Below are 12,042 nucleotides of genomic sequence, written 5' to 3' on the forward strand. Positions count from 1 at the left end.
GAAGAAGGTTACTTTACGCCCCTAACTTTCCCAAAAATGATTGTCCGCGACCATTGCCGGCGTACCCAGCACCTCCTAAGATATACCCAGATTTTATGAATCTTTCCTTACTCTTTAACAAAATATAAGGACGGTACACAGGTGCTCATTAAGGGACTGCGTGCGCTTGCACCGCTGGCGGCAGCCGCGGCCTTCATTACCCCTGCGGCACAGGCGGCCGACATCCCGCCCATGCCACAGGCCTATCCCATTACCAACCTCTACAAAAGCTGCAGTGCGTCCGGCGAAAACATCACCACCCCAGAGTGGCACTTCGCAGAGACTGGCCGCCGCTACTTAAGCGATGGCACCCTGCAGTTCAAGAACACCACCGATCAGGACGTGCCCTATACCGCCTCCATTGAGACCGGCACCAACCACAAGATCGAGGCCAACTCCAAGGCCGCAATGCCTTCTGGCTGGGATACCACCGCTAAGTCCGATATCGGGCTGAAGCTGTCCAACGGCTGGCACGACAAGGAAACCTTCGGCCCCATCACCTTGAAGCCGGGCGAGTCCTTCCGCGTGGAATACGGAGTGGTGGAAAAGGACTTCATCTCCATGTTCGTCGGCTGCAACGATGACCGCCTGGAGAACATGCCGGGGGCGAATGTCATCCGAGGCAAGGGCCCGGCTGAGCGCTATGCCTTTGCCTACATCATCAAGGCGGATGGTTCAATTTCGGACCTGGCCATGGAGATTCCCTCCCGCTCCCCGGGCGCGAACTCCAAGCCCATCGAAGGCAACTACACCTCCGTGTCCGGCCCCAGCTTGGAGAAGATCGCGGACCCGAAGAAGGACGAAATCATGCAACCTTCCGAGGACCTGCAGCGCGATCCATCTTGGCCCAAGGAGGGCGAGACCTGCGAGGGCCGCGATAGCTCCTGGTACCCGCTGGACATCACTGCGGTAAAGCCGACCTTCCGCAAGCCGGGCTACTCCACGGACTTCCTCAACTGGTCCAAGGGCAACTACGAGTACGCGCCGGTCACTGATTTCGTCGTCGGCGCGGAGCATGCCCCCTACACCAATTGGCAGGGCAACCGCGGCGATATTCCGAAGGGCTGGCTGGAGTCCGTGGGTGCGGTCAAGCGCGCCTACATGCCGGTGGGAACTGAGCTCGAGCACATCGACCTGGCTCCTGGTGAGCGCGTGCGCGTGGAGTACGGCACCACCATGACCCGCATCAACTACCGCGAGATCCACTGCGGTAAGGACGGAAAGTACAGCCTGACCTCCAACTACAAGCAGACCACCGCGCCCAGCGGCTTCTGGGCGGAGGCCACCATCACCAGCAAGGACGGCTCCACCCGCACCGAGGACATCACCCCGGACGAGTACCGCAACCTCCCAGTCCCGACCCAGACCATCTACTAATCCCCCTTTACTTCCCAAGGAGAAATCACCATGTTCAAGACCAAGATTGCTTTCACCACCGCTGCCGTGGCCATTGCCTGCGGCCTGATCGCTGCCCCGGCCGCCAACGCCCTCCCGGCACGTGACCTGGGCCCGGCCAACCCGACCACCATCGGTGAGCACTGCGCCAACCCGGGTGACACCGGCCAGACCGTAAAGATCAAGCGCACCTACTTCGACGGCTCCGCCGGTTCCTGGACCATCTCCAACTACAACGACGAGCCGCTGCCGGTTACCCGCTCCATCAAGGAAACCAAGACCAAGACCTGGAACGTTTCCGCCGGCGTTGACTTCAAGCTGCTGGATCTCATCAACTTCACCTTCTCCTCCAGCTACACCGACTCCCAGTCCTACGAGGTGGGCGAGCAGGTCGGCCCGTACAACATCGCCCCGGGCAAGACCGCCGTCATGCGCGCCGGCTGGGTGGTTTCCGACTTCGAGGGTCAGAAGACCATCTGCGGTTCCGATAACACCTGGCAGGCCAACGGCGAGACCTTCACCGCTACCCTGCCGAAGGAGCGCCACGTCGAGGTCTCCACCCGCGACAACAACGATTGGGGCTAAGACGTGCTGAAGAAGTCCATCGCGAGCGCCTTCGCCGCGCTCAGCCTATTGGCGGCCGCTCCTGTGGCCCACGCCGCTGACTTCGGCGGGAACTTCGAGCTGCCGCAGCGCTGGAATGATGATTTCAAGCCGGGCACACACTGCTCGACGCCCGGTGAGAACGGCACCTACGTCACCGCTACCCGCCGGTGGTTCAAGCAGACGGATGCCACCAGCGTGGCCAACCGCAACGACGAGCCCGTGCCGGTCAGCCACACCGTGACCCAGGCCCGCACGCAGACCATCGAGGTCTCCGGTTCCATCAAAGGCGAGGGCGAGCTGGCCAAGGTGCTGACCCAGACCTACGGTTTCACCTACGTGCACGAACAGCACTGGAAGCTCGACCAGGAGGTTGGCCCGTACACGCTGCCGGCGAACTCCCAGGGCAAGCTGGTGTGGGGCTTTACCATGCTCGACACCGACGGTCAGGACGTGCGTTGCAATACCGACCAGGAATGGGAGGCCGTGGGCAAGCCCTACTCCGCCACCGTTCCGGAGGCGCGCTACTCTGAGCTGCAGCTTGGCGACGCCCCCGTCTGGAACTAACCAAACCAACTCACCTTCCCAGACCCCGCAACCGAGGACACCTCAGACCGTTTCACAACGGCTGGGGTGTCCTCTTTGTGGTTTTCGTGGCTTTCACGGGGGTGATCAAACGGCTGCGAGAGCATTGCAGAACGGCAATGGAAACCTTGCAGAACGGCAACGGAGGCTGTGCAGAATGGCAACGGGAATGCTCTAGCGCCGTTCGCGAAGGAGCACAAACACCGCGATATGCAGGGAATTTAGAGATTTTTCGGCAGAAAATCGAAAGAAATCAGCGCCGCAGTTGAGAAGCCGAGTTTTTCTAGCAAAACAATTTCACGCCGACGACATTCTCGCCAATCCGAACATCACCCTCATTTCCTTTCAACGCTTACGCGGAAAGAAAAAGCTACCCCCATTCCACAGTTTTGCTTCCTGCAAGCCTGTCGATTGCTAAATTTTCAGGCAAGAAGTTGTGCTTCACAGCACATCTCTCTCTTGAGGGTGATGACTATCATCAACCCGCAATTCTCGGCCTTAAAATCCGCACCGAAAAGGAAGACCACAATGCGCATCCGTTCCACACTCGCAACCGTCTTAGCCGCGTCACTTGTTCTTGTAGGCTGTTCCTCTTCAGACTCTGACTCTGCTTCTGGCGATAGCTCAGTTGACTTCGTGACCATCGCTGCTGGCGGCACTTCTGGCCCCTACTACCAGATTGGTGCCTCAATGTCGCAGGTGCTTGGCGACACCCTCGGAGCAGATACCTCGGTGCAGGCAACCGGCGCGTCCGTCGAAAACATTCAGCTACTGACTGATGGTGACGCCGAAATCGCTTTCGCAATGGGCGATGCAACCCGTCAGGCAATCGAAGGTACCGGGCCATTCGCCGATAAAGAAGGGCTGAAGGACCTCACCGCCATCACTGCCCTTTACCCCAACTTCGTCCAAATCGTGACTACCGAAAAGTCCGGCATCAAGTCCGTGGAGGATCTGAAGAATAAGCGCGTGGGCGTTGGTGACCAGAACTCTGGCGTCGAGCTCAACGCTCAAATGATTCTCGAAGCCCACAATATGTCCTATGACGACATCAACGAGGACTTCCTGTCCTACGCTGACTCCATCGACCAGATGAAGAATGGTCAGATTGATGCGGCCTTCGTTACCTCTGGTCTCCCGAACTCCTCCGTCATGGATCTTGCTACCACCGAAGATGTGGTCATCGTTCCCATCGAAGGCGAAGGTATGAAGGCGCTTCGGGAAAAGTACCCCTTCTTCAACGAGGACGTTATTCCTGGCGGCACCTACGACGAAGCCGAGGATGTACCGACAGCTTCCATCACCAACCAACTCCTCGTCTCCCCGCACTTGAACGACGACCAGGTCTACGAAATCACCAAGGCACTCTTTGAGAACCTCGACGCCATCCACTCCTCCCACAATGCTGCCAAGCAGATCACGTTGGAGTCCATTGAGGATGGCCTTGCCACAGAGCTGCACCCTGGCGCTCGTAAGTACTTCGAGGAAGTAGGGGCTCTTTAGTCCGCTGACAAAAAGCTAGGTGGGGACCGCTATGGTCAAGCGCTCGCGATTCGCCCTTGTTGCCGTACTCGGTGTCATCGTTCTTGCGCTCACTGTGGTGGGTCCCTTTGCTTTCTCTCGTGCAGTAGATAAATCGCAGGAACCACGGTTGATCGTGGCTGATTCTCGCGGCAGCGACATTTATTTTGAAACCCCGGCTTCACGCATCGAACACATCGAACTTGAGTGGATCCATTCCGTAGAAAAAGAACCTTGGCGGGAGGTTTACCGAATTGAGGGCCACCACCTTCTTCTCACCGACGTTTATCTCAAGGGGTTTGGTGCCGGTGTGCCCAGCGATCTCGAGGGCGTCACGGTCAATGAAGGCGGAAGCGTCCACACGTCCAAGATTGATCGTGAGATAGACGAGCTCAATTGGGTGCACTCTCATGCGACTGCTCATGTTTTACGTGTCTTCTTGGTGGATCAACCCGAACCGGTTCTGTTGCAACACGAGATTCCCCATCGCACCTTCACTACTGCCTTCATCGGAACCGCAGCTGATATCGATAAATAGTCAGAAAGAAAGACCATGGTCAAAGAATCAGAGCAACCGAATGTTGCCCAAACCTCAGCCACAGACCTTGATGAAAAGGGCCGAATCCACATTGATGCCGAGCCCACCGCCGCCGAGGCCCAAGAAATTCTAGAGAAGTTCGACCGCGAGTCGCGTCTGCGGGAATTTGCCTCCAAGCCTGTCAACATCATTGTGACAGCGTTTGCGATCATCGTGTCGCTGTACCACATGTACACCGCGTACTTTGGTTCCCCACCAGTTCTGGTGCACCGCTCAGTACACGTTGCGATGATCCTGGTGCTGGCTTTCGCCCTGTACCCGCCCTTCATGAAGGCCAATCGCGAGAAGATTCCGTTTTACGACATACTTCTTATCCTTGCGTCTATTTCCACTGCGGTCTATGTCTTCATCAACTACGAGGACATTGTCCGTCGAGCCGGTATCCCCACGACCCTAGACATCGTCTTCGCAGCAATCCTGGTTGTCCTAGTCATTGAGGCCGCTCGCCGAATTACTGGTTGGGCTCTTCCCATTCTTGCCATCCTGTTCCTCCTCTACTCCGTGTATGGGCGAGAAATGCCGGGCATGCTGCGGCATCGCGGTTATGACTGGGAAAAGACCCTCAACTTTTCCTATCTCACAACGGAAGGAATCTTTGGCACGGCAATTGGCGTCGCTGCTTCCTATATCTTCCTCTTTGTCCTTTTCGGCGCCGTGCTTCAAAAGTCAGGAATGGGCCAGTTCTTCAACGATATTGCTCTTGCCCTTGCGGGGCAGACTAAAGGTGGCCCAGCAAAGGTTGCCGTTGTGGCCTCTGGTTTCCTGGGCTCCATTAACGGCGCTGCAGTCGCCAACGTTGTTACCACCGGTGCGTTTACCATTCCGATGATGAAGCGCGTCGGCTACAAGCCGGTCTTTGCCGGCGCAGTGGAATCCTCGGCCTCTGTTGGTGGCCAGATCCTTCCACCGATTATGGGCGCGGCAGCCTTCATCATGGCCGAGACCTTGGGTATGCCGTACCGGGAGGTGGCCATCGCGGCACTCGTTCCTGCTGTGCTTTACTACCTCGGTGTCATTGCGCAGGTACACCTCCGCGCTTCCCGTCAAGGCCTTAAAGGTATTTCTCGTGACAACCTCCCAGCAGTAAAGGAAGTTCTCGTGGAACGAGGCCACCTCTTGATTCCGCTTGTCTTCCTCATCTACATGCTGTTCTTTACTGGTCGCACCATCCTGTTCTCGGCATTCCTAACGATTATCGTCACTCTCGTCGTCGCTCAGCTGCGCAAGACCACGCGCATGAGTGTCTTGGAGATTCTGGATTCCTTTGCACTTGGCGCTAAAACCTCAGTGTCTGTCTCCATTGCCTGTGCCGCTGTTGGCATTGTCGTCGGCGTCGTCACTCTCACGGGCTTCGGTGTCACCCTGGCCAATGCCATCGTTACCGTCGGCGCAGGAAACCTCCTGCTGTCTCTCGTATTGACGATGATTGCCTGCATCATCCTCGGTATGGGCCTGCCCTCGATCCCGACCTACATCATTACCGCAACGATGGCTGCGCCGGCTCTTGGTCAGCTCGGCGTTGAACCGCTTGTGGCCCACATGTTCGTGTTCTACTTCGGCCTTTTCGCGAACATCACTCCGCCCGTTGCTCTCGCGGCATTCGCAGCAGCGGGTATCTCCGGCGCTGACCCGGTCAAGACCGGTTTCCAATCCATGCGTTTGTCGCTTGCTGGCTATATCATTCCCTTCATTTTCGTCTTCAACCCAGCAATGCTTCTTCAAGACGTATCAGTCGGCGAAGCTATTCTCGTTGCAATCACAGGAACCATTGGTGTTCTCCTCCTGTCCGTTGCAGTGGAAGGTCACCTGATGGTTCGCGCGAATCCGATTGTGCGAATCCTGTTTGTGGCATCAGCACTCACGATGATGGCGCCAGACGTCATCACCGATCTCATCGGTGCAGGCGTGGGGCTTCTTGCTATTGCGATCCAATGCATCGCCGCCAAGAAACAAGATGCATTATCGCTACGAAACATCTGAGTTCGTACCCAAGTCAACGCCCCATGCCACATTCCTCGTGCGAGGTATGGCATGGGGGCGTCGGCAAGCGATCCATCGGTATCTACGACGACCGAGGCCAGCGGTGCTCCGTTGTGCCTGAGCTCGGGTGTTTAAGCCACAAAGGGGTACGGCGGCGCGGTCTTCTCGCGGAAGAAGTACCGCGCGTGCGTATGCCGGACGGACTCTAAGTTCTTTGCGCCAATCGCCACAATCTCGACGTCAGGATCCTTATTTACTTGGTCTAGCCTATGGCGAGCACGGGTTCCCTCGATGAGGGATTCGTACTCAGTTACTTCCAGTGCCCCTGTCGGTCGATGGTATTTAATCAAATAGGCTGGCATCGGTTTATTCTCCCTCCATGTCACGTTGAACTCGACGTTCTTCAAATTCATGGATTAATTTATCTAGCATTTTATACATGCTACGTCGCAACTGACGTGCTTCTCTTTGCGTTGTATTAGCAGTCTGGCTGCCTTCGAAAGGCTCAGTAAGAATATCGACGAGCTTTTCCACTCTGTTTACGACTTCGGACAGCTCATGCAGAGCACGGGTCTCAATCTCAAATTCTGCCGGAATTTTTCCGCCGAATTCGAGGTATCGGATTTCTCTCCCATACAAGTCTCCTGCCATTTCATAAAGGTTTGCCCACTGTGACTGAAGCGCCGTTCTTAACTGAAATTCCGCACGTCCGGCCTCCGACATCACATGCAGGTGCACCGCGCGATAGCCCGAGTGTGGTTCTTCGCGCATGTCCCGAACCTCCACCTTCCGCGCTCCAGCCTTCATGAGATCTCGAGATAGAAGCTCCGCAAGTATCGTTTGTTCCTTTAGGGTCACATCGAGATCCAGCCGTACTCCGGAGACATCCTGAATATTCTCCAAAGGAAAGCTCGGCATTCGACTCAACTTCTCCCTCAATGTGTCTCGCGTTTTTACACGAGAACCCAGGAAGTATGTGTCTGAATCCGGCTCCACAATCGAGTCTGAAGTCAGCGTCAACCGATTATCAAGCTGTGCCATGGTCTTAACCGCTTCTTGAATTATCGCATCACACAGGGCTGACTGCTGGTCCAAGAACAGCCCGAACTGTTCCTCATCAACCGCTTCCCCATTGCGCAACGCACTTCCTATTCGGTGCACTTGTCTCTTACTAAACGTCGTCGGCTTCTGTTCTAAGAACCTCAAAGTTCCCCCTTAGTAAATGTTCGCAACCCCCACGACGAGGTGTTGCCTGTAGTTCCAGACACCCCTGCTAGACCGCGTGCGTACGGCCCGTGCATCCCCCACCTCTTGGATGCCTGCCCCGAAGACTACAAGAGCGGCCGGACATCAGAGCTAGAAATCGCTCATTTGTTCGATTCCGCGTTGCGACGCACACCCCTCAGTGGCTAACAGCAGGCATCCTCCACCTTCGGCTCTGCCATACTTGACACATGACCACGCTAGAGACTTGGGCCAGAACCTGGGCGGAGACAATTGTGGACGCCCTCGAGCGCGAATTTCCCGCCGCAATGCACCACACGAGCAGCTCAACTGATGATTGCACTGTGCGCCCACGCGAGCTGCACCCCAGTTTCTACGGCTGTTTCGACTGGCATTCCAGCGTCCACATGCAGTACTCCGGGGTGCTGTTGTACACCATGCTCGGGCCCGAGTCTCCCGCCAGTCTTGCTGTGCTTCTCGACGATCGCCTCAGCCCCCAAGCCCTCACCGCCGAATACACCTACCTTGTCGAACACCCCGGGTATGAGATGCCCTACGGGCGCGCTTGGCTGTTGCAGCTAGCCTCAATCCGTCCCAGCGAAGCAATGGATAAGCTCGTCGAGCTCACCGCGCAGCACTGCCACGACTGGCTTGGTTCACTCAACCAGCCGGTGCGCCACGGCATGCACTCCAATACCGCTTTCAACCTTTTCCTCATCCTCGAGGCAGCGGAGAAACTTCGCTTGGATTCACTAGCAGATTCGGTGCGCAATACTGCGGTTCGCCTTTTCGGCGATGACCGCGCCTACCCACTCGAGTGGGAGCTGTCCGGGCACGATTTCCTCTCCAATGGATTATCAGAAGCTCTGCTCATGTCGCGCGTTCTCCCGGACTTCCCACAGTGGTTCGACGGTTTCCTCCCCCGCCGCACCGAAGCACTGGATTTCCTTACCGATATCCCAGAAGTACTCGACCCGACCGATGGCCGTCTGGCCCACCTCTACGGCCTGGCACTCACAAGGGCGTGGATGATTGTTGAGCTCGCCGAGTATTTCGGCGGCTCTGCCCTGCCGCGCGCCGAAGCCTTGGTGGCCAGCGCGCGCCCGCAGCTTGTCGACGGCCACTTCATGTCCACCCACTGGCTTATCACGTACGCACTGCGCTACCAGCTCGCCGTCGAGTAGTACTGTAATTTTTCTAATCACCGTTCTTCTCAGGAGCTCACCATGGATTCTCGTTACTCCGCGCGGCGCGATAGCTACCGCCTGCCGGAAGAGGGAATCCGCATCGATCTCCGCGCAGAACGCGCCCGCCGCCGAAGCCGCTCCTCATACGGCCGCGCGGGGGCCGTCGCCAAGCAGCAGCCCCACCGCCCTCGACGACGGCCCAACCAGGTCACAGCGCGCCATCGCAAGCCCAGCGACAGCCGAGGTCTCCGCCTCGTAGCCATTATGGCGGTGGTGCTGGTCGGTATTATCGCCGCGCTCAAGCTCAATCAGGAACCGGACACACCCGCACCGCAGCCCACAGAAGTGGTAACGGAACCCGCCGCCGTCATCGAGCCTTCACCGGCAGTCGAGATGTACATTCCGACTATTGATGTGCGCGCGGAATTCGAGGAAGGTTCCTGCCGGGTCAAGGACAATAAGATCAACCCGGACTCCATGAATAAGGCCTGCACCTATACCGCGGAGGACAAACCCTATTCGCTGCCCGGAACGGACTCGCCGGACATCGTGGTCATTGCTGGCCACACGGGCGCGGGCGTGCCGGCGGTATTCAATAACCTCTACGACGGCCGCGCCGATGAGCACAAGGCTGCGGTGGGCGACAAGCTGTATCTGCGCACGCAGAATTCCGGCGAGCAGTGGCTGGTGTATACCGCAACAGATCTGCACGATCCCTCCAAGGAAGGCCTTGAGCAGGACGAGAGCATCTGGGGTGCCGATGCCAAACCGGGCCGCTTGCTCACCATCAGCTGCATTCAACCGGCCAACCCGCTAGCCGCCGCGGTACGCAACGCTGTGGTGGGCTGGCAGTTTGAGGGCGTAACAACCGCACCTGAGACCGCACCCCAGAACTAGGCTCCGCCTGTTTTTACCCCATAGCGGGGGGATGCCTGTTTACGCAGGTCATTGTCGAACATTCACACAACCAGCAGGACCGCATTAGCCACACCTCTTAGGCAATGACCAGCCGCTTTAACCCCCAGCACGATGCCACATAGCGATCGAACACTCGGCACGCGTGGCGGGACTTCCATCCCGAAAGTTGCGGATTACCACATTGTAACCCCTGTGACTGATGTGAAAATTGTGACTATTGTGGTTCTGGTCTGATGAACTACCTCTCACAAACCCACTAGGAGACACACATGAAGCGCATCCACCGCACCCTGACCGCAGCCGCACTGGCTGGCTCCCTCGCACTGGGCGGCACCGCCGTTGCCTCTGCACAGATTCCGGCTCCGGCTGAGTTCGAGTTCGAAGGCTACACCTATCAGCGCCAAGCCGACGGCTCCTACAAGAGCACCAATCCACTGGGCTCCACAACTCTCACTGCAGACCACGCACAGGCTGTGTGGGAGCGCATGCAAGAACAAGAAAAGGAAGCCCCCGCCGAGGATCCAGCAGCCCCGGTTGATGAGGACTCTCAGGACAACGCCCCTGCACCGGCCAACCCGGACCCGGCTCCGGCCGGCCCGTCCCAGGTTGATTACCCGATCGACAACGGCAGCGGTGCTCCTGAGAATAACCCGGAGAAGCCGGAGGCTGGCGGCGAGAAGCCCGAGGCCGGCAACGAGAATCCGGGGGCCGGTGAGGACAAGGACAAGCCTGTTACTCCTCCTTCCGGAGAGACCGATCCGACGGGCGGCTCCCAGCCCCCGGCCGGTTCCGCCGAGGATTCCGATTTCGACGCCAAGCAGCTGGCATGGCTGGCCCTGCCGGCCGCCCTCGTCATCGGTGGCGTGACCTGGTACCTGGCCAAGGACGGCAAGACCTACGTGAAGTCCCAGGAGGCAGCCCAGAACGACGCCCCGAGTGCCGAGGAGAAGGCCGCTTCCGAGCAGATGCTCAAGGAAAACAAGGACGAGGTCATCGCCCAGGGTGGTCAGATTGCCGAAAGCACCGCCGAGAAGTCCCAGGTACAGTCGCGCGGTATCTCCGCTGAGACCGGTTCCAACACCGTTGCTCGTGGTCTTGCCGCACTGGCCATCGCAGCCATGATTGCAGCTGGTGCTTTCGCCGCCCGCCGCAAGTTCTTTATCTAAGAGTCCCTGCGCCGCGTTCCCCGCGTGCCTCCAGGCCTTACTTTTAAGAGCATGGAGGAACGCGGTTCTCGCGGTTTTGCGCTTAGCGCTTGAGGTAGCGTTAATATAGTTGAATAGCCCCTGCACACCAAGGGTTTTCTATCTTTCACTTTCCTTCGCTCTATTTCTAGGAGAATCCCATGAAGAAGGCTTCACTCGCTCTCGCCACCACCGTCCTGGCAGGCTCTCTGTGTGTTATTGGCTCGACCATCGCCACCGCCGACGAGTCCACTGCAAACGCCACCAACACCTCGGCTACCGAGATCAACTTCTGCTGGGCTCCAGCCGAAGAGTTCACCACCACCATCGAGGACACCGAGCACACCTTCAAGCAGGAGGAATTCGGACTCTGGCGCGCCACTGACAATGAAGAATTGACCCTGGACCGCGCCGAGGTCATGGAGATTGCCAAGGACGACGTCGCTGCCTGTGGCAAGCAGGACACCGCAGCCGCTGAGATTAAGGAGTCTCTGGCCAAGAACCCGCCGAGCTCGACGACGTCCACGTCGACTACGCCGACCACCCCGACGGAGAAGCCCGTGGAGCCAGCGGATGAGCCTTCGCAGGCGCCGACCGGCACCAATGAGTCCAGCTCCTTCGATGAAGCCCTCAGCTCCAAGGACGGTGAGCCGACCGATCTTGGCATCGCTGCCATCGTCGCTGCTGTCCTGGGCGCCATCGGCGCCATCGCCGCTGTCGCTCCGAGCGTGGCAAAGTCCCTGGGTATCAAGCTGCCTTTCTAACAGCTCCGCCCGCTCAAGAAAAAGCGCTCCTCACCACCAATCGT

11 protein-coding genes are annotated in these 12,042 nt (G+C 58.0%); 10 read left to right on the forward strand and 1 reads right to left on the reverse strand.

Annotated elements, in window-relative coordinates:
- Positions 1-141: 141 nt before the first annotated feature.
- From HMPREF2526_RS01090 to HMPREF2526_RS01115, 6 genes are all read left to right on the forward strand, one after another.
- Positions 142-1,416: a hypothetical protein gene (locus HMPREF2526_RS01090; protein ID WP_070545301.1), complete on the forward strand. Its 1,275-nt coding sequence runs from the start codon at positions 142-144 to the stop codon at positions 1,414-1,416.
- 30 nt (positions 1,417-1,446) lie between these two features.
- Positions 1,447-2,019: a hypothetical protein gene (locus HMPREF2526_RS01095; RefSeq protein WP_070545304.1), complete on the forward strand. Its 573-nt coding sequence runs from the start codon at positions 1,447-1,449 to the stop codon at positions 2,017-2,019.
- A gap of 3 nt (positions 2,020-2,022) precedes the next feature.
- Complete coding sequence (locus tag HMPREF2526_RS01100; RefSeq protein ID WP_070545306.1) at positions 2,023-2,604, forward strand: hypothetical protein; 582 nt, start codon at positions 2,023-2,025, stop codon at positions 2,602-2,604.
- A gap of 546 nt (positions 2,605-3,150) precedes the next feature.
- Positions 3,151-4,125 (forward strand): TAXI family TRAP transporter solute-binding subunit, encoded by a 975-nt coding sequence (locus tag HMPREF2526_RS01105; RefSeq protein ID WP_046649193.1) that lies wholly within the window; start codon positions 3,151-3,153, stop codon positions 4,123-4,125.
- 31 nt (positions 4,126-4,156) lie between these two features.
- Positions 4,157-4,681, forward strand: a complete 525-nt coding sequence (locus tag HMPREF2526_RS01110; protein WP_070545308.1) for a DUF1850 domain-containing protein — start codon at positions 4,157-4,159, stop codon at positions 4,679-4,681.
- 15 nt (positions 4,682-4,696) lie between these two features.
- Positions 4,697-6,721 carry a TRAP transporter permease gene (locus tag HMPREF2526_RS01115; protein WP_083295491.1) on the forward strand — a complete coding sequence of 675 codons (2,025 nt, stop codon included), beginning with the start codon at positions 4,697-4,699 and terminating at the stop codon, positions 6,719-6,721.
- Between the two features lie 366 nt (positions 6,722-7,087).
- Here HMPREF2526_RS01115 and HMPREF2526_RS01125 read toward each other — a convergent pair whose 3' ends face one another.
- Positions 7,088-7,861 (reverse strand): nucleotidyltransferase family protein, encoded by a 774-nt coding sequence (locus tag HMPREF2526_RS01125; RefSeq protein ID WP_246819837.1) that lies wholly within the window; start codon positions 7,859-7,861, stop codon positions 7,088-7,090.
- Positions 7,862-8,175: 314 nt separating this feature from the next.
- Here HMPREF2526_RS01125 and HMPREF2526_RS01130 point away from each other — a divergent pair, with 314 nt between their 5' ends.
- The 4 genes from HMPREF2526_RS01130 (at position 8,176) to HMPREF2526_RS01145 (ending at position 11,998) form a co-directional block, all read left to right on the forward strand.
- Complete coding sequence (locus tag HMPREF2526_RS01130; RefSeq protein ID WP_070545310.1) at positions 8,176-9,129, forward strand: DUF2891 family protein; 954 nt, start codon at positions 8,176-8,178, stop codon at positions 9,127-9,129.
- Between the two features lie 42 nt (positions 9,130-9,171).
- Complete coding sequence (locus tag HMPREF2526_RS01135; RefSeq protein WP_070545312.1) at positions 9,172-10,029, forward strand: sortase family protein; 858 nt, start codon at positions 9,172-9,174, stop codon at positions 10,027-10,029.
- A gap of 290 nt (positions 10,030-10,319) precedes the next feature.
- Positions 10,320-11,216, forward strand: coding sequence for a hypothetical protein (locus HMPREF2526_RS01140; RefSeq protein WP_070545314.1), 897 nt, complete (start codon positions 10,320-10,322; stop codon positions 11,214-11,216).
- Positions 11,217-11,395: 179 nt separating this feature from the next.
- Positions 11,396-11,998 carry a hypothetical protein gene (locus HMPREF2526_RS01145; protein ID WP_046649189.1) on the forward strand — a complete coding sequence of 201 codons (603 nt, stop codon included), beginning with the start codon at positions 11,396-11,398 and terminating at the stop codon, positions 11,996-11,998.
- Positions 11,999-12,042: the final 44 nt, after the last annotated feature.

Origin of the sequence: Corynebacterium sp. HMSC070E08 (assembly GCF_001808895.1) — a bacterium.
GTDB classification, from domain to species: domain Bacteria; phylum Actinomycetota; class Actinomycetes; order Mycobacteriales; family Mycobacteriaceae; genus Corynebacterium; species Corynebacterium hiratae.